Raw genomic sequence first — 18,006 nt, 5'->3', positions numbered from 1 at the left:
ACAGTAGCCAACTATCAACCCGCGCTTAGGTCATAAGCACTGCTTTGAAAGAGTTCAGGTTCTTCAAAGATTGACCTGTACCTCTTACAACTGCTCTTAATGGATCTTCAGCCACGTGAATTGGCAACTTAGTTTTCAGTGCCAGTCTCTTATCCAGCCCTCTAAGCAAAGCTCCTCCACCAGTAAGGTGAATACCATTGTCATAAATATCTGCAGATAATTCGGGAGGTGAAATCTCTAATGCTTTAAGCACAGCTTCTTCAATTTTAGAAACTGATTTATCTAAAGCGAAAGCAATTTCTGAGTAAGAAATCTTTATTACTTTAGGGATACCAGTCATTAAATCTCTACCTCTGATTTCGTAGTCTTCAGGGCCGTCATCCAGCTCCGTTAATGCTGATCCTACCTCAATTTTAACTTTCTCAGCAGAACGCTCACCTATAAGAAGGTTATGCTGTCTACGCATATAATCAAGGATGTCTCTGTTAAAAGTATCACCTGCTACACGGATAGACTGATCACACACAATACCACTAAGTGCTATTACCGCAATCTCTGTAGTACCACCACCGATGTCAACGATCATGGATCCAACAGGTTGTTCTATATCGATACCAATACCAATGGCTGCCGCAATTGGCTCGTGAATCATGTAAACTTCCTTAGCACCAGCATGTTCTGCGGAGTCTCTTACCGCTCTTTTTTCAACTTCCGTAATGCCTGAAGGAATACAAATAACCATTCTGTGAGAAGCTGGGAAAAACTTCTTACCGCTATCGATCATCTTAATCATCCCTCTGATCATGTGCTCTGCAGCATGGAAATCTGCGATTACACCATCTTTAAGTGGACGAATAGTTTTTATATTTTCGTGAGTCTTTTCATGCATTTGCATGGCTTCCCTACCTATAGCCAATACTTTATTAGTATTCTTATCTATGGCTATTATAGATGGCTCATCTACTACAATTTTATCCTTGTGAATGATTAGTGTGTTAGCTGTTCCAAGGTCTATGGCTATATCACTTGAAAAAATATCGAACAATCCCATGTCGTGTCTTCAATAGGTTAGGCTTACGAATAAGCTTGAAATTTACAAATTTGTTTCATTTAAACTTTATAAATAAAGTTTTTTTTAATGTTTAAAATGACGCACGCCAGTAAATACCATGGCCATGTCATTATTATCACAAAAATCTATTGAATCCTGATCTTTGATAGAACCTCCTGGTTGTATTACCGCACTAATACCTTCGCCACTAGCTATCTCTACACAGTCAGGAAAAGGGAAAAATGCATCAGAAGCCATCACAGCTCCGTCTAAGGTAAAATTAAAAGACTTAGCTTTTTCAATAGCTTGTTTCAGAGCATCTACTCTGGATGTTTGCCCAACGCCACTAGCCAATAACTGACCGTCTTTTACAAGAACAATGGTGTTAGACTTGGTATGTTTACACACCTTGCTAGCGAAAAGAAGTGATTCTTTCTCCTCAGCAGTAGGCGCTTTTTTAGTCACGGATTTAAGATCTTCCATTTGATCAGTTTTCAAATCTCTATCTTGCTCTACAATTCCATTTAGCAACGTTTTGAATTGCTTAGTTGTTTTCAGCTTTTGTGTTTGCTTAAGCAAAATACGATTCTTCTTCTGGGTAAGCACTTCTAATGCCTCACCAGTAAAGTCAGGTGCGATAAGGATTTCGAAGAATAGAGAATGCATCTCTTCAGCCGCTGCCTTATCCACAGGCTTGTTAGTAATTAATACGCCTCCAAAAGCGGAAACCGTATCCGCTGCGAAAGCTCTTTGGTACGCTTCTTTTACGGAGCTGCCAGTAGCTACACCACAGGCGTTAGTATGTTTTAATATAGCAAAAGCGGTATCGTCAAATTCTTCCATTAAGGAAACAGCCGCGTCTACATCTACTAGATTATTGTAAGAAAGCTCTTTACCATTAAGCTGCTCTAGCATGGCTGAAAGATCGCCATAGAAAGCACCTCTTTGGTGAGGGTTCTCTCCGTATCTTAATGTCTTCTTCTCTCTATAGCTTTGTTTAAAGCTTGGTACTTCTTCTTCAGCATTGAAATAATTGAATATAGCTGAATCATAGTGCGAACTAATGTCAAATGCCTTAGCTGCGAATTTCTTTCTGTCTGCTAGCGTAGTAGCACAACCATTGGCTTTAAGTACTTCTTCTACATCAGTATATTGCTCTCTAGAAGACACTATTAATACATCTTTGAAGTTTTTAGCTGCTGCTCTTATTAGGGAGATGCCACCAATATCTATCTTTTCAATAATATCCTGCTCACCAGCACCTGAAGCCACAGTTTCTTCAAATGGATATAAATCTACAATCACTAAATCAATAGATGGAATTTCAAACTCTTTGGCCTGCTCTACATCATCTGATAACTCTCTTCTGTGAAGGATACCACCAAACACTTTAGGATGTAAAGTTTTCACTCTACCTCCAAAAATAGAAGGGTAACTTGTAAGGTCTTCTACAGGTGTTACTTCTACTCCTAAATCTTCAATGAATTTCTGAGTTCCTCCAGTAGAAAATATTTGCACTCCATTTTCATGAAGAAGCTTTACAATTGGCTCTAAATTATCTTTGTAATAAACTGATATTAAAGCTGATTTTATCTTTGAGAGAGACATGATTGTACTTTTAAAAATGAAGCTGCAAAGCTATTAATTTTTTGTTGATTTTTTGATCACTGATTCTATAACCTTCGGATAGTGCATATATTCTAACTCATGCACCTTTGAAGCTACCATATCCGGTGTATCTCCTTGATCTACAGGTGCAGAAGCCTGGAAAATTATTTCACCTTCATCATATTTATTATTCACATAATGAATAGTAATACCTGTTTCCGTTTCGCCTGCCTCACAAACAGCCTGGTGCACTCTATCTCCATACATACCTTTTCCGCCATATTTAGGCAAAAGGGCTGGGTGTATATTCACCATCTTATTAGGATAAGCCTCTACTAAATATTCTGGAATAAGCAGAAGAAAGCCTGCCAATACAATGAAATCAATTTTATGCTCTTTTAGCTGATCAAGCACCTTCTCTGAATCTGTGAATTCTGATTTGGTAAATACAAAAGATGGCAAACCTAGATTTTTGGCTCTTTCTAAAACGAAGGCATCTTTCTTATTACTTAAGATAAGGGCTACCTCTACCTCTTTATCATCCTTAAAATACTCAGCTATTTTCTGTGCGTTAGATCCGCTTCCTGAGGCAAATATGGCTACTCTGGTCATGTCTATTTAAAAAATATCATACTCAAAATACCTATGAGCATGATTACTTTACAATAATTACTTAAATACCTAAAATCTTTCACCGTATCTGACAGGTATAGCTTGTACACCAAATAGCTTAACGGCAAAATCAGGCTGATGCAAAAATAGGTCATTCCTTCACCAACAAACAAATGCGACAAAACAGAAAGTGAAATTATAAATATAACGGTGAGCACATATATAATGACCTTGGTTTTTCTAAGGCCATAAACTACAGGCAAAGTTTTACAACCAAAGGTGGCGTCGCCTTTCAAATCTTCCATGTCTTTGATAATCTCTCTCACCAAAGTAAAGGCGAAAGCAAACGTAGCATAAGACAGCACCAGAATGTGATGCGTACCATATAATACATTAAGTATATAGATGGATAGACCCGTAAGAAAAGCTACTACCAAATTCCCAATAAAGGGCATTCTCTTCAGCTGATTGGAATATAGCCACAGCAGCAATGCAGACACAAAATTTACCACCGCTATCTTGGGCGATAGGATGAGGCCTATTCCTACTCCCACCACATTCAAAACCGTGTGAGCAATCATGGCTATTCTTCTTTTCAGAACTTTACCTACTACCACCCGCTCTGGCTTATTGATGAGATCAATCTTCACATCATAATAATCATTAATAATGTAGCCGGCTGCCGCAATAATAACCGATGAAAAGACCAATAAGAAAAGACGTATATCAGTAAGGTAGACTAAAAAGCCTTCTCCCCTGCCTATGAGGAATAAGGCGGTAAAGTACTGTGCAAGTACTATAATGACAAGATTCCACAGCCTGGTAAGCTGTATGAAGCCTGATAATGAAAAGTTATTTGGTCTAGATTTTATAGAAGAAACCATCAGGAGTACTACTTTCTCACGGTAAAGTTAACTCCTGATGGTATGCTAAACAATGTGGTGCCTAATATTAAAATCTTAAGGCTAAAGAAGCCATGAAATTTCTTGTGGCTTGAGGGTAATAATAGTTCTCTCTTACTTCATAATCACCGGCAGCATAACCAAAGGTATAGCCGTTAGATACATACTCTTCGCTAAATATATTATTGACCTGAAGTGTGAAACTCAACTCTTTTATAAAGTTGGTGCTAATAGTGTATGAAGCTCTGATGTCATTAACAAGGTAAGCATCTATAGATCGGTTATCATTAGAAGTATTATCTAAATACTGCTTGCCTACATATTTACTTAAAAGAGTAAGCTTGATCCCCTTTAGAGGTAAATAAGAAAGCTGAGAACCTACAATGGCATTTGGTGAAAAGGCAATGTCGGTATCCTTATAGTTATTTTCAACCACGTTATACTCATCCCAGTTAGCTCCATAGTCATAGATGATCTCTGTAAAATCTTTTATCTTATTCTGGCTGAAAGTAGTATTAAACTGCCAGTTCCATCGGTCACTTAATTTTACACCGGCCACTAACTCAATACCTGTTCTGTAGCTTTCATCTACATTAGTACGGAGAGAGCTACCTACATCATTAAGAGCACCAGTTAATACTAACTGATTTTTGTAACTCATATAATAAAAATTAGCTGATAGCTGCAGATTAGAATTTCCATACTTATAACCTGCCTCCAGATCATACAAAGATTCGTGCTTAGGTGGTGTAGGCGAGTCAACAAAGTCAGTTCTTACCGGCTCACGATTAGCCACACTGAAGCTGGCATATGCTCTACTCTGGTTATTGATATCATAAACAGCCCCAACTTTAGGGTTAAAGAAACTGAAATCATTTTTCATATCAATGCTACGCTGATCACTATCCACTCCAAGAATATCATAGGTCACACCTCTCCACTGTAAATCTAAATATGGATAGAATTTATCCTGAATGGTGTACTGAGCCTTGGCGTAAATGTTGTAATCCTTTTTATCGGCATTGTTATCATAATAGCGCTGCTCATTAAAAGCATTACCAGCGTACTCAGCCCAGATGATTTCTCCGAAATGACCTCCTTGATAATCATTATAAGCACCACCAACATTTAGGCTAAGCGCTCCTTTGTTATAATCGAAAGAGGTGGTCAAGCCATAAAACTCATTATCTAACCATCTTCTTCTTATAATATCCGATGAAGTTAGGGTCGTATCACCAAGCACTACATTTGGCAAACCATAGGACTCAAAATCATCATCTTCTCTAAACTGCTCGTAGTAGCCTTCACCAAAGGTGGAATGGAAAGTAATGTTACCTACCAGATTCGAACCTAATTTTTGTGATATATGAAGCTGATAATGATCTTGTCCATAGTCATCTACCTCATCTTCATACATGTACCAGTTAAAAGTACGGCCGCTATTTCTTAAGTTTTCAGCCTGAGCATCACTCACGCCATTGTTTGCAATTACCGCTTCAATACCTTCAGCATCATTTTCAAGTACTGCTTCTGGTGTACCATACCAAGACTGATAGGTTCTTTCCTTTCCACCAAACATGATAAATTTCACCATGGTATTTTCACCATAATAACCTCCTGACAAGTAATAGGAATCCAGATCAGAAGAGGCTCTATCCACATATCCATCAGATTTGATCTTTGACAATCTACCGTCAAATGACCAATGATTATTTAAAAGGCCAGTTCCAAAGCCAATGGTATGTCTTCTGGTATTATAAGAACCGAATGAGTTAATCAACTCAGCATAAGGCTTTTGTGCTCTTGAGTTCGTCTGCAGGTTGATAGTTCCTCCAAAGGCTCCGGCACCGTTAGTTGATGTACCCACACCTCTTTGTATTTGAATATTCTGAGTAGAAGAAGCTATATCTGGGATATCTACCCAGAAAACACCTTGCGACTCACTATCATTGAGTGGCACACCGTTGATGGTTACATTAATTCTGGTGGCATCCGACCCTCGGATTCTTAGTCCGGTGTAGCCCACACCAGCACCAGCATCTGAAGTAGTTACTAACGAAGGAGTCATATTAATAAGGTATGGCAAGTCCTGCCCCAGATTATTCTCCTTAATATCTTCCTTACTCACGTTACTATAGGTGGTGGGTGTATTTTCCTTAGCTCTGGTTGAAGATACTATTACTTCATCCGTAACTAAAGTTTCTGGATTTAGCTGGATGTTCAGTTCCACATCTCCAGTAGCCTCCACCCATTCTTCATAAGTCTCATAACCTACGAATGATATTTTAAGCTTATACTTCCCTTTTGATAATTTCATAATAGAAAAATTACCATCGAGGTCAGTAGCAGTAGCTCTTTCACCCAAAATCACATTAGCACCGGGTAGTACCTCGCCAGAAGAGGCATCCTTTACGGAACCGCTCAGGGAAAACTGCCCAAAGCACACCTTTACTAATGACAGCAGCACAGCCGTCATAAAAACAAATCGCATCATTAAATATTTTTTTGTTAAACCAACTGAGGACAGGGGATTCCCCAGATACATTTTAACACACCTCCCTACGCCAGCATTACCTGGATCAGGTCATGGGTATAATCTCAGCCCGAATAATGAGCACCCCTTATTGAAGCAAAGGTATCTAAATTTTAACGGCATATTAAATAGAGTGTCAAATAATTATTCTCTGGTCATGCCTTTTAGAAATAAGCCTTTATATTTGATATGATACAATCAAACAAAGTATGTACAAGGCAATAATTGGTGAAAAGGACTACAGCGTAGCCCACAAAGACGACCAAATTTTACTCAACGACGAATTATTTAGCTGGGATTTCACTAAAATCAGCGATCACGCATATCACATTATAAAAGATGATGTCTCTTACCGCCTGGAGGTGGTGAAAGTAGACTATAGCACTAAAACTGTAGCGCTAAAAATCAATGGAGACAAGTATGAGATAGCTGTAAAAGACAAGCTTGATCTATTACTGGAAAAACTAGGAATGGATATGAGCACAGCTAATCTGATGAACGATATTAAAGCTCCAATGCCCGGACTTATCCTGCAGGTAAATGTTTCCGAAGGAGATGAGGTGAAAGAAGGAGATGCTTTAATGATATTGGAAGCCATGAAAATGGAGAACGTGCTGAAGGCACCGGGAGATGGCACAGTGAAAGTGGTTAATGTGGCTCAGGGCGATAGCGTAGAAAAAAATCAGGTCTTGATTCAATTTTAAAGATCTGCTCTTAAATATTCATTTATCCCTGTTATATTTGCAGGGATTTAAATCTAAAAAACACCTTTCCATTCTTCATGAAATACAAAAGAATTTTACTTAAGCTTAGTGGCGAATCTCTAATGGGATCAGGACAGTATGGTATTGACCCAAAAAGATTAGAACAATATGGCAATGAAATAAAGGCCATTAAAGAAATGGGCATAGAAGTGGCCATAGTAATTGGAGGTGGAAATATATTCAGAGGCGTTCAGGCGGAAGCTTCAGGAATTGAAAGAGTTCAAGGAGATTATATGGGGATGCTAGCTACCGTTATCAATGGTATGGCTCTTCAAAGTGCTTTAGAAAAAGCAGGACTCTACACCCGATTGATGTCTGGTATTAAAATGGAACAAGTTTGTGAGCCTTTCATTAGAAGAAGAGCGATCAGACACCTGGAAAAAGGAAGAATAGTAATCTTTGGGGCTGGTATCGGTAACCCTTATTTTACTACAGACTCTACTGCCAGCTTAAGAGCTATTGAAATACAAGCTGATGTAGTGTTAAAAGGCACCAGAGTAGATGGCGTTTATACGGCCGATCCTGAGAAAGATCCTACTGCTACAAGATATTCAGAGCTTACATTCCAGGAGGCTTATGAGAAGAACCTCAACATCATGGATATGACGGCCTTCACGTTATGCCAGGAAAACAACCTCCCAATTATAGTGTTTGATATGAATAAGCAGGGAAATCTCATGAAAATAGTAAAGGGAGATAACGCTGGAACACTTATAAACTAATTTAATATACTGTAATAACCATGGAAGAAATAGATATGTACCTGGATGAAGCCAGGGAGTCAATGAACAAAAGTATTCAGCACTTAAGTGGCGAACTAGTTAAAATCAGAGCAGGAAAAGCAACTCCAGGCATGCTAGAAGGGCTAATGGTAGAATATTACGGCAATCCTACTCCTATAAATCAGGTAGCTTCTATTACTACTCCGGAAGCAAGAACGCTAATGGTAAAACCATGGGAGAAGAATATAATTCCTGAAATTGAAAGAGCCATCATTAACAGTGACTTAGGCCTTAACCCTCAAAACGACGGGGAGCAGGTAATCATCAACATACCTCAGCTTACAGAAGAAAGACGTCTGGTTTTAGTGAAACAAGCTAAAAGCGAAGGCGAGCAAGGTAAAGTTAGTATCAGAAACATCAGAAAAGAAACTAATGACAACCTGAAGAAACTTCAAAAAGATGGAGCTGCTGAAGATGATATCAAAAGAGCTGAAGATAAAGTTCAAGCCTTAACTGATGACTTCACTAAGAAGGTAGATGAACTACTAGAGAAGAAGGAAAAAGAGATTATGACAGTATAATCAATATTATAATATTATTAAGAAAAGGGAAGACTACCATCTTCCCTTTTTTTATTGCGTTTGATTATGAATGACCAGAAAGGCAATCTACCTCAGCATAATCATTTTGTTTATCATTTCCACTGTTTGGAACCTCGGCATATTCACACTAACCAAAGAAGAACCTCGAAGAGTAGTCATAGCCTTGGAGATGATACATTCCAACGATTACCTTCAACCTACTTTTCAAGGCCAACCCTACTTTAAAAAACCTCCTTTATATAACTGGCTTTTAGCTGGCATCTACAACATCACCGGAGATACTTCAGAATTTAATAGCCGCCTGATTAGCGCCCTCTCTTTACTTGCCATTGGTTTACTCTGCTTTCTGATTTGCACAAAGAGCATGTCAAAATCAGCAGCATTCATCACAGCTCTCTTGTGCTGCATCACTCCGCCGCTGTACTTTTCTATGTCTTACCTGGCAGAGATCGATACTTTTTACAGCTTCATTTCGCTTTCTTCAATCCTAATCATTTACCCGCTTTACCAAAGAAAGAACAAGTATCTTCTCTTTGCTATTCCCTATTTCGTGGCTGCGATTGGCATTCTTACTAAAAGCCCTCAGAGTTTACTCTTCGTTTTATTTACGCTAACCGGATATCTACTTTATAAAAAAGATTGGAGACTGCTTATTAGTCGCTATCATCTGACAGGAATCATATTTTTAATTACACCTATTGGACTCTACTTATACATGCATTATGCGCACGGAACACTTCAAGCCCTAATAGAAACTCTCTTTTCGGAAACCTCAGAAAGAACACCAGCGGGTCATTCTATCACAGCATTCGCACAATACTTTGTCACTTTTCCCTTCAAGCTGCTATATCTCTGTTTGCCCGCTTCATTACTCATACCATTCATTCGGTGGAAAGGCCTCTGGTCATACCTACACGGAAACCCTTTCATAGCATTCTGTATAGTAGCTTTTGCTTCTAACACATGGCTATATTGGTTTATGCCTGGCTCCAAAGACAGATACATTATGATGTTACTCCCTTTGGCGATCATACCAATCAGTCATCTCTTCATAAATAGAGCAAAATCATACAGCAAGCATTTTAAGTATATTAACCTTTCATTGACCGCACTTTTATTTGTAAGCTGCTGCTATTTACCTTTCAGCCCCATAGCCACCAACATTCCTGATGTTAAAACATACTCCTGGATTTTGGCTGTCATTTTCATGGTGTTGATTGGCGTACAACTTAAATATAGCAAGCAAAGTCTCCTCATTCTCATCTTTATTGTTATCAGCATCAGACTAGGAATAGACAGTATATATTTTAAAGAGCGCGAATTATACGCCAAAGACCAGCATATAAAAGATACCGCATTACACATTTCGCAAATTACGGACAACGAAATCGTCTATCTATATGACATCACTTATGTACACAGCATACTGGCCGCTTACCTGGAAATTAAAATGGATCAAACATTAACGCGTAGCAGCTCATTTCCCACCTCCGGATATATTATCTCATCAAGCAATTTATCAAGTAATAAAATTGAGGAAATAGAACATTTCTCTATTCATGGTGAAACATTTTACTTATCAAGAGTAAAACCAGATCATCAGCAGACATCGTATATCCATTAAATAGTTTAATCTCAACCGCAATTATTTATAAAATACTGTGCCTTTGAAATAATATAAATTCATTTGATGGGTAAAAATTAATTTTACTACGAATAAATTGCAAAAAACAAATCAAAGAAAAACTGGCACGTATCATGTAATATTTACTATATTTAATTAATCAAAATGAAGATATTTTTATATATAGCCTTTTGTCTTATGGCTTTAAGCACTCTGGCATATATATTTTGGAAACAGGAGCTTCAATACTCCCTTCCTACAGAAGTCCCTTCCAACTTAGTTGAAATTGCCAGCGGAGAGAAGCTAGATTTGAAAGATTTGCCTTTTGCCACCTCCAGCAACAAGGCCACCTTCGTGCATTTTTATAATAACGACTGCCCCTGCTCCAGATTTAACGCCGCTGAGTTCGATAAGATGGTTTTAAAATATAAGGATAGCATTAACTTCTATGCTGTAGTTCAAATCAATGAAGATGCTGAAGAAGAACTGAACGCTTTTAAAGAAAAGTATAATCTTGGCATACCTATTCTAGCAGATCCATCAGGAAAGATAGCTCGTCAACTTGGAGTATATGCCACACCACAAGCAGTAATCATAAATACGGACAGCACCTTATTTTACAAAGGAAATTATAACAGAGCCAGATATTGTGTTTCAAAAAACACCAAGTTCGCCGAAATGGCGCTCGAAGCCTGGCTCAAGAAAGAACCCGCACCTCAGTTTGGCTCATTAGCTACGATAGCTTATGGCTGCGAACTACCAGTAAATCAAAATGATAACGCCCTAAATTTTTTCGACATATTCTAATACTATGAAACGCAAGGACCTAAAAACATTTTTTGATGCCATCAACAAATCATCGGATAAGGTTATTGAAACACTTCTTTCTGCTTATCTGCTATTCGGCATTTTTTTAGCTATTTTTTATGACACATGGCTTATAGCACTCACTTCGGGGCCATTAATTCTAGCTTTATATTTCGTCACTAAGCTTACTTTTCCTAACAAAACAGCGCACCACTATGTGGCCAGCTTAGGCCTGGGCATTTTTATGGCGCAGTTTATCTATCAGATGCATGGCCTTTTCGAAATGCACTTTACAGCATTCTTAGCCATCTCTATTATGGTCTTTTATAGAAACTGGAAGCTTTTCATTCCTATAGTTCTGTTTGTAGTTGTGCATCATGCCTCATTTGCATACATCCAGTTCATTGGGTTAAGAGATAATATTGATGCCTACAGGAATATCTATTTCACCCAGCTGGACTATATGGACTTACAAACTTTCCTATTCCATGCTGGGCTCTATGCTATCTATGCCATCATTATGGGCTACCACGCTTATCAGCTACATAAAGACACCGTAAATACTGCCAACAATATCATAGAGTTGGAGAAAGAAAAAGAGATCATACAAGAAAACATACAATTTGCTAATGCTATCTCTAACGGTAATTATGACACCAGCTATGATCTAAAAGACGGTGATCATCTTGGTGAAGCACTGCTACACATGAAGAAAAACCTTCAGGAGAGTGCTCAAAGAGAAAAACAGGATAAGTTTTTGAACGTAGGGCTGGCAGAAGTAAGTGAGATTATTAGGAACAGCGAAAATCAGGAGCAACTATCTGATGAACTCATCTCTTATCTGGTAAAATATCTCAACGCCAATCAAGGTGGTGTCTTTATAAAAACAGAAGAACATCATGAAGTGAAACTCATTCTAAAAGGATGCTATGCTTACGAACGTAAAAAACACTTCGAAAAGGAGATTATCCCCGGACAGGGACTGGTAGGTCAGTGCTTTCAGGAGCAACAGTTCATTCATCTTACGGACATTCCTGACAACTATTTAAACATCACTTCAGGGCTGGGTAAAGCCAATCCTAACACCATCATCATTATTCCTCTGATTTATAATGAAAACGTAGAGGGAGTAATAGAACTAGCCTCTTTCCACAAGATTGAGAAATATCAAATTGACTTTCTATTGAAAATTGGTCAAAGCATTGGTAGTGCTATTTCCAATGTAAGAACAGCAGAAATCACCAGCAAGCTCTATAGTGAATCTAAAGAGCAGGCTGAGCAATTGAGATCTCAGGAAGAAGAGATGCGCCAAAATATGGAAGAACTGTCTGCCACACAGGAAGAAATGCAGAGGAACAGCAAGGAGATGGAAGAAACATTAACGGCATTAAACTCTGGTGAACTGCTCTACATGGAATTAGACCATGAAGGCAAAATAAAACAAGTAAACACCAGGTTAGCGTCTGTTCTAAGTATAGAAGGCAGGTTCAAAAATTTAAAGTATAATGATCTGGTAGACAGCCGGATAGCAAGCTCAGGTGACTACCAGGAATTCTGGTCCAATCTGAGAACAGGAAGAGAGCAGAGAGGCACATTTACACTTCATGGAGACTCTGGAAATAAGCTGATCTTAAAAGGATCATTCAATCCCATTTTCAACAACTCAGGCAGAGTGAGTAAGATTATACTGAGCGGCCATGATGTAACAGCCATGCAAACTCTTATTGATTCTTTAGAGAAACTCACTGATAATAAGCAGGTAAAAGATCTACTCAGTAGTGTAAAAGAATTAGAACAAGTTAACAACAACTAACTAATGCGAAGCGGAGGCTCTTAAGGACGGTCTCCGCTCATTTTTCTAAAATGCGTTCATCAGGTTGCTGGCGATACCTATTCTCACACCCCAATCCTTATATTGTCCATCTTGAAAAGCTGACGCAAACTCTATTCTAAAGATTCTAAAGATATAATTGATGCTATAACCCAGCTCTGTATAATTCGAAGAAACATCATTAGCCAGGTAATTCACAAAGAAATTCTCTCTAACACCAGACATTCTCACCAAAGGTATTCTCGTTACCAAAAGCTTTCTAAACTGGTAATTTAAATTTCCAGCAAAGTATTTGTCATTAGTACTGTATTTATAATAATCCAGCAGTCTGAAACTCCCCACGGGATCAAGGGTAGTAAAAGGAGTTCTCCCTCCAAGAAAATGCTTATAATCAATGAATTGCATCTTATCACTATTCAAAAACATACCTCCTTTTAGATGTATGTCTACCAAACCTCTAATACCAATTTCAAACTGATCTTTAAAACCTAACTCCAGAAAATCATAATCTATCGCGCTATTTAATATTTCAGGTATTCCTTTTTTATAGTTTACCTCAAAAATTGGGGAAGAATTTGGTATGGCATTTTTACGACCATTATAGACAGTATACTTCACAAAAGGTTTGTAGGAAATACTAGCGCCAACCGTGAAAGCATTGTGCTCAGGGAAAGAAGTATCTGGAAGCTCGAGACTTACAGGAGCATTAGGAGTAAAATAATCGCCCTTCCAGTTAAATACTGTAAAGTCTGTATTATTAAACAACTCCCTTCTTTGAGCTATTTCAGAATACACATGCAAATCCACTTCATCATGCCATTTCTTATGGTATTTCAACTCCACAAAATCCTTTTCGTAAATCTTCATGTAGTTTCTTTCCGCAAATAATGACATGAAACTATTCACATATCTATGAATAGGCTCATCACTATTAAACTGACTCACATACCTACCTGTATTCACCACCAGATTATTACGCGTTAGTTTGTCTCCGAAACCATAATGGATGTTAAAGAATCCGGATAGTTTTTCTCTGGCAAAGGCATACCTGGCCGTTGGCCCAAAGCGGATCCAGTGTTTTTCATCAAAGGTTTTAGAATAGGCCAATGAATAGTCCAGATTAAAACCCTCTACAGTATTATAATTAAAATTGAGCAGTGGATTTCTGATGGTAAAATGCCCTTTGTCTCCCAACTTATAACTATTACCCAGCACCAAATCCTGAATATGAAAGCCTTTCCTTTTCGAGTTTCTCAGCGTATCTCCACCTTCTTCCATCTCGCGAACCTGATTAAGGCTATCAAGAATGTCATAACCACGCTGCTCACCTCTGTTTAATGGCACTGGCCTTATTTTAGCCCAATATGTGGAATCATGCTCATAGGCATTTGAATCTATTTTAAAGGTCCGATTGGCCATAATATCCATACCACCATCTATTGACTTCAGCTCATTCTTTTCATAGGCCTTTAATACCTTCTTCAGCTGCTTACGGGTAACTTCCTCTCCTGAGGTAAGCAATTCCTGTATCTCTTGCTCCTCCTTACTTTTCACCTGATTATCAAGCTTCTCGGCCAGCTCCTTCTCCACCTTTTCATCCACCACTTCTATTTCCACATCCAAGTCAGGATTAATTGTTACTTTATAATCACTTAAAGTGGCTAAATAATCACCCTCAAATTCGAAGCCGAGCACCTTGCCTTCTACATGAAATTTATGGGTTACCGGCAGCCAAACACCTTCCTCTATAGGCTTATATACTTGTATTATATGGAAATTTATTCCAAACTTAGTCACCTTCAAATCCAGACTATAGATACTCCAATAGTCTTCCACAATACTGATGGTACCATCAAAAACATTATCACCTCTTGACCGCGGCAGCACCCTGATTTTACTCACCTCCACACCCTGATCCTGATAGGTGCCCAAATACTGAAAAGTATAATATGAAAAAGCCTTTGGCGACAGCGGAGAAACCGACTTGGCTAACTCTGGCTCATAAAAAGAGCCGTTGATATAGGCATTAGGACTGGTGTTTTCATTATCACCAGTACTATATATAGATATTACTTTTTCGTTATAGGTATTAGGACGTTTGTATTCAACCTCACTTACAGATTCTTGAATAAAAACACGATCAGGATCAATTCCAGCCTTTTTTATCTGGCCTTTCATTAAGAATGGATAATCTTTTAGCTGCCCGGTCCCCTTCATGTATACTTTTGCCGAATAGCCATCTACCTGCTGGGTATGAAACTTACTCTTGGCTATAGCCTTTCGCATAATGGTGTAAGCCGGATCCTCCTTTCCTGCACGCACCTCAATATCCTTAAGCATCACCACCTGAGTCTGCAGCTTTACATTTAGCTCAATAAAATCATTCTCCACAATAACTTCCTTGGTAAGCGAAGCATAACCTACGTATTGAAAAATAATCTGGTAATTACCGGGTTTGAGAGAAATCTCGTAAAAGGCCTCTGAGTTGGTTGTAGTCCCGCTGCCTGTTTCTTTTACATAGATGGTAGCAAAAGGAAGAAGTTCACCTGCATCATTAGATACCGTTCCGCGAACGCCACCGCCATAACTCGCAGACACCAGCAACATACTAAAAGCAAAAAAGAAATATCTCATAAGAATATAATGGAGCTAACCTATTGAATATTATAATATTCAATACATTTATAATGCAAGTAAAGACGATTTCTAGAGGAAGATGTTACAAATAAAACTTCTTACTTAAAATCATTTGCTCCACAGCAGATGGTACCAGATACCTTATAGAGCGATTATTCTTAATACTTTCTCTAATAAAAGTAGCGGATATGTCCATCATAGGAGCCTCTATTACTTTAACATTCTCATGCTCTAACAATTCTGAAGGTTGAGAGTTTGGCCGCGGGTAAACATAAAGGCCATAATCACGAAGAATTTGATCAGCGTTTTTCCATTTAGGAAAGCTCTTCAAATTATCCTCGCCTATAATTAGCTTAAAAGTATAGTCAGGATGCTTTTGAGATAGGTAAGTAAGTGTATCAATCGTGTAGCTGGGCTTGGGCATATTAAACTCAATGTCGCAAGCTTGCATACTGAAGTTATCTTGTATGGCTGCATTTACCATATCAAGCCTATCAAACTCATGCAGCAGAGTTTTCCTTTTTTTAAAAGGATTTTGAGGAGAAACCACAAACCAAACCTGAGAGATATCTGGTGATTCGGCCATCACGTTAGCAATGATCAGATGGCCGATATGAATGGGATTGAATGAACCAAAAAATAATCCGACAGTCATTCAGAGTAGGTTTATTACTTGGCTAAGAAATCATCTACCAACTTCTCAGCTGTAGCCAAAGACTCATCTAAATCCTTGTTTACGAGAGTGATATCGAATTTATCCTCAAAGCTCATTTCAAATTTAGCTTTGAATATTCTTTGCGAAAGGCTATCCTCCGTTTCTGTTTTTCTATCATGAAGCCTTTCTTTGAGTTCATCTAAAGAAGGTACTTTCACAAAAACAGCCAGGGCTTTATCTCCAAAGTAATTTTTAAGATGAAGGCCACCTTTAACGTCTACATCAAAGATTACATGTCTACCTTCTTCCCAAATGCGCTCTACTTCTGACTTTAGGGTACCGTAGAAATTACCTGCATACACTTCCTCCCACTCAATAAACTCATCATTATCGATGCTTTTCTTGAATTCATCAGGAGTAAGGAAATAATAATCTTTTCCGTGCTGCTCATTTCTACCTCGCTTATCTCTGGTGCAAGCAGAAATAGAAAAGCCTAATTTAGGATTCGTCTTAAGTAAATGCTTAACAATAGTGGTTTTCCCCGATCCTGACGGAGCGGAGAATATTATTGCTCTTCCTTTATGCATAATTGATTAGTCTGCCTGTTGATAGATTTTTGATTTGATGCTGTCAATCAGGTCTGCTGGAGTATCCTGACTAATGCATTTTGTCTTAATCATATCTTTTATAGCCTTATCTACATTGTAGATTTCGTAATACGGCATGCAGTTTTCAACGTGCTTTTTGAAATAGGCGTGCTCCTCATCTGAAGCTTCCTGATCTAATACTAAGCTAAGTATCTTGAGGCATTCGTTATGATCAGGTGTTTCTTCGGCAGATCTTTCAACCTGTCCTTTTTCTAATGAATTTGTAGAGGATACTGTCATATAACCAAACTATTAATTTTTATAACCCATTTTTTGTGCATAATCATTGAGCCTTTCTTTCAAAAGGTTTCGTGCTCTATGTAACCTTGAACGCACCGTACCGATGGGAATATCCAAAATCTTGGCCATCTCATCATACTTAAATCCTTCCAAGTCACAAAGAATAATAACTGTACGAAAATCTACATCTAAAGAATTTAGAGCATTAGAGATTTCATCTCCAATCATGTCCTGAACAGTCTCTATCCTTAGATCTGTAGTAATAGATTTATCAACATCTTCAGAGTTATAAAAAGTTTCAACCTCCTGATAATCTACCTTAGCAGGCTGCTTACTTTTCTTCCTGAAATCATTGATAAAACTATTTTTCAGTATCCGAAACAACCACGCTTTTGCATTAGTTCCTTTTTCAAAAGATTCGATAAACCTGAAAGCTTTCAGGTAGGTATCTTGCACAAGATCCTTCGCATCATCCTCATCAAAAGTTAAGCGGTAGGCAAAGTTATACATGGAATCTATGTGAGGTAGAAACTCTTTTTCGAAGGTTTTCTCCTTTTCACGTTGTGAATAACTTTGTCTGTTTGTATCGGACATTGGTTCAAAAGTAATAATTATACAATTTAATTAATAGCTTATTTTGCTTTTATACTTTAACTCAACGAAAAACCATTTTCGGCGGTCACCATATTTACGTAAATGTTTCAATAAAAGATGGCGATGTCGTTTTTCGGACAGTCTATGGTATAACAACGAAGCTTTCGTTTGGTTAAT

General features: G+C 38.1%; 16 protein-coding genes and 1 riboswitch. Of the genes, 6 read left to right on the top strand and 10 right to left on the bottom strand.

The window, feature by feature from the left end:
• Nucleotides 1-25: 25 nt before the first annotated feature.
• From LVD16_RS06820 to LVD16_RS06800, 5 genes are all read right to left on the bottom strand, one after another.
• The gene (locus tag LVD16_RS06820; RefSeq protein ID WP_233773173.1) at nt 26-1,051 is read right to left on the bottom strand and encodes a rod shape-determining protein; all 1,026 of its coding nucleotides are present in this window, start codon (nt 1,049-1,051) and stop codon (nt 26-28) included.
• A gap of 84 nt (nt 1,052-1,135) precedes the next feature.
• Entirely contained in the window at nt 1,136-2,659 is a 1,524-nt protein-coding gene (gene purH / locus LVD16_RS06815; protein WP_233773172.1) for a bifunctional phosphoribosylaminoimidazolecarboxamide formyltransferase/IMP cyclohydrolase, read from the bottom strand.
• A gap of 33 nt (nt 2,660-2,692) precedes the next feature.
• Nucleotides 2,693-3,271 carry a phosphoribosylglycinamide formyltransferase gene (gene purN / locus LVD16_RS06810; RefSeq protein ID WP_233773171.1) on the bottom strand — a complete coding sequence of 193 codons (579 nt, stop codon included), beginning with the start codon at nt 3,269-3,271 and terminating at the stop codon, nt 2,693-2,695.
• A gap of 2 nt (nt 3,272-3,273) precedes the next feature.
• Nucleotides 3,274-4,155 carry a geranylgeranylglycerol-phosphate geranylgeranyltransferase gene (locus tag LVD16_RS06805; protein WP_233773170.1) on the bottom strand — a complete coding sequence of 294 codons (882 nt, stop codon included), beginning with the start codon at nt 4,153-4,155 and terminating at the stop codon, nt 3,274-3,276.
• Nucleotides 4,156-4,222: 67 nt separating this feature from the next.
• Nucleotides 4,223-6,667, bottom strand: a complete 2,445-nt coding sequence (locus LVD16_RS06800; protein ID WP_306309386.1) for a TonB-dependent receptor — start codon at nt 6,665-6,667, stop codon at nt 4,223-4,225.
• Between the two features lie 45 nt (nt 6,668-6,712).
• Nucleotides 6,713-6,805: riboswitch (TPP riboswitch) on the bottom strand.
• Between the two features lie 110 nt (nt 6,806-6,915).
• On the opposite strand from LVD16_RS06800, the gene LVD16_RS06795 reads away from it, so the two are divergent.
• From LVD16_RS06795 to LVD16_RS06770, 6 genes are all read left to right on the top strand, one after another.
• Nucleotides 6,916-7,410, top strand: a complete 495-nt coding sequence (locus LVD16_RS06795) for an acyl-CoA carboxylase biotin carboxyl carrier protein subunit (RefSeq protein WP_233773169.1) — start codon at nt 6,916-6,918, stop codon at nt 7,408-7,410.
• A gap of 77 nt (nt 7,411-7,487) precedes the next feature.
• Nucleotides 7,488-8,192: a UMP kinase gene (gene pyrH, locus LVD16_RS06790; RefSeq protein WP_233773168.1), complete on the top strand. Its 705-nt coding sequence runs from the start codon at nt 7,488-7,490 to the stop codon at nt 8,190-8,192.
• A gap of 20 nt (nt 8,193-8,212) precedes the next feature.
• Nucleotides 8,213-8,773 carry a ribosome recycling factor gene (gene frr / locus LVD16_RS06785; protein WP_233773167.1) on the top strand — a complete coding sequence of 187 codons (561 nt, stop codon included), beginning with the start codon at nt 8,213-8,215 and terminating at the stop codon, nt 8,771-8,773.
• A gap of 70 nt (nt 8,774-8,843) precedes the next feature.
• Nucleotides 8,844-10,418 (top strand): ArnT family glycosyltransferase, encoded by a 1,575-nt coding sequence (locus tag LVD16_RS06780; RefSeq protein WP_233773166.1) that lies wholly within the window; start codon nt 8,844-8,846, stop codon nt 10,416-10,418.
• A gap of 165 nt (nt 10,419-10,583) precedes the next feature.
• On the top strand, nt 10,584-11,225 hold the full coding sequence (locus tag LVD16_RS06775; RefSeq protein WP_233773165.1) for a peroxiredoxin family protein: 642 nt from the start codon (nt 10,584-10,586) through the stop codon (nt 11,223-11,225).
• Nucleotides 11,226-11,229: 4 nt separating this feature from the next.
• Complete coding sequence (locus LVD16_RS06770) at nt 11,230-13,038, top strand: GAF domain-containing protein (protein ID WP_233773164.1); 1,809 nt, start codon at nt 11,230-11,232, stop codon at nt 13,036-13,038.
• A 45-nt stretch (nt 13,039-13,083) separates the two neighbouring features.
• Here the strand turns inward: LVD16_RS06770 and LVD16_RS06765 are convergent, their stop codons facing one another.
• The 5 genes from LVD16_RS06765 to LVD16_RS06745 all read right to left on the bottom strand — a co-directional run bounded on the left by LVD16_RS06765 (nt 13,084) and on the right by LVD16_RS06745 (nt 17,829).
• Nucleotides 13,084-15,690, bottom strand: a complete 2,607-nt coding sequence (locus LVD16_RS06765) for a DUF5686 and carboxypeptidase regulatory-like domain-containing protein (RefSeq protein WP_233773163.1) — start codon at nt 15,688-15,690, stop codon at nt 13,084-13,086.
• A gap of 85 nt (nt 15,691-15,775) precedes the next feature.
• The gene (gene nadD / locus LVD16_RS06760) at nt 15,776-16,348 is read right to left on the bottom strand and encodes a nicotinate (nicotinamide) nucleotide adenylyltransferase (protein ID WP_233773162.1); all 573 of its coding nucleotides are present in this window, start codon (nt 16,346-16,348) and stop codon (nt 15,776-15,778) included.
• Nucleotides 16,349-16,362: 14 nt separating this feature from the next.
• Nucleotides 16,363-16,935 carry a guanylate kinase gene (gene gmk, locus LVD16_RS06755; RefSeq protein WP_233773161.1) on the bottom strand — a complete coding sequence of 191 codons (573 nt, stop codon included), beginning with the start codon at nt 16,933-16,935 and terminating at the stop codon, nt 16,363-16,365.
• Nucleotides 16,936-16,941: 6 nt separating this feature from the next.
• Nucleotides 16,942-17,235 (bottom strand): anti-sigma factor, encoded by a 294-nt coding sequence (locus LVD16_RS06750; protein ID WP_233773160.1) that lies wholly within the window; start codon nt 17,233-17,235, stop codon nt 16,942-16,944.
• Between the two features lie 12 nt (nt 17,236-17,247).
• Nucleotides 17,248-17,829 (bottom strand): sigma-70 family RNA polymerase sigma factor, encoded by a 582-nt coding sequence (locus LVD16_RS06745; RefSeq protein WP_233773159.1) that lies wholly within the window; start codon nt 17,827-17,829, stop codon nt 17,248-17,250.
• Nucleotides 17,830-18,006 lie beyond the last annotated feature (177 nt).

The sequence above is a fragment of the Fulvivirga ligni genome (genome assembly GCF_021389935.1).
GTDB lineage: Bacteria > Bacteroidota > Bacteroidia > Cytophagales > Cyclobacteriaceae > Fulvivirga > Fulvivirga ligni.
The sequence above is the reverse complement of the archived record's forward strand: the minus strand, read 5'-3'. Positions and strand labels throughout refer to the sequence as shown.

Excerpts from the sequence above, each read along its gene's own strand:
- LVD16_RS06820 (WP_233773173.1), bottom strand. The coding sequence starts at position 1,051 with ATGGGATTGTTCGATATTTTTTCAAGTGATATAGCCATAGACCTTGGA.
- purH (WP_233773172.1), bottom strand. The coding sequence starts at position 2,659 with ATGTCTCTCTCAAAGATAAAATCAGCTTTAATATCAGTTTATTACAAA.
- purN (WP_233773171.1), bottom strand. The coding sequence starts at position 3,271 with ATGACCAGAGTAGCCATATTTGCCTCAGGAAGCGGATCTAACGCACAG.
- LVD16_RS06805 (WP_233773170.1), bottom strand. The coding sequence starts at position 4,155 with ATGGTTTCTTCTATAAAATCTAGACCAAATAACTTTTCATTATCAGGC.
- LVD16_RS06800 (WP_306309386.1), bottom strand. The coding sequence starts at position 6,667 with ATGATGCGATTTGTTTTTATGACGGCTGTGCTGCTGTCATTAGTAAAG.
- LVD16_RS06795 (WP_233773169.1), top strand. The coding sequence starts at position 6,916 with ATGTACAAGGCAATAATTGGTGAAAAGGACTACAGCGTAGCCCACAAA.
- pyrH (WP_233773168.1), top strand. The coding sequence starts at position 7,488 with ATGAAATACAAAAGAATTTTACTTAAGCTTAGTGGCGAATCTCTAATG.
- frr (WP_233773167.1), top strand. The coding sequence starts at position 8,213 with ATGGAAGAAATAGATATGTACCTGGATGAAGCCAGGGAGTCAATGAAC.
- LVD16_RS06780 (WP_233773166.1), top strand. The coding sequence starts at position 8,844 with ATGACCAGAAAGGCAATCTACCTCAGCATAATCATTTTGTTTATCATT.
- LVD16_RS06775 (WP_233773165.1), top strand. The coding sequence starts at position 10,584 with ATGAAGATATTTTTATATATAGCCTTTTGTCTTATGGCTTTAAGCACT.
- LVD16_RS06770 (WP_233773164.1), top strand. The coding sequence starts at position 11,230 with ATGAAACGCAAGGACCTAAAAACATTTTTTGATGCCATCAACAAATCA.
- LVD16_RS06765 (WP_233773163.1), bottom strand. The coding sequence starts at position 15,690 with ATGAGATATTTCTTTTTTGCTTTTAGTATGTTGCTGGTGTCTGCGAGT.
- nadD (WP_233773162.1), bottom strand. The coding sequence starts at position 16,348 with ATGACTGTCGGATTATTTTTTGGTTCATTCAATCCCATTCATATCGGC.
- gmk (WP_233773161.1), bottom strand. The coding sequence starts at position 16,935 with ATGCATAAAGGAAGAGCAATAATATTCTCCGCTCCGTCAGGATCGGGG.
- LVD16_RS06750 (WP_233773160.1), bottom strand. The coding sequence starts at position 17,235 with ATGACAGTATCCTCTACAAATTCATTAGAAAAAGGACAGGTTGAAAGA.
- LVD16_RS06745 (WP_233773159.1), bottom strand. The coding sequence starts at position 17,829 with ATGTCCGATACAAACAGACAAAGTTATTCACAACGTGAAAAGGAGAAA.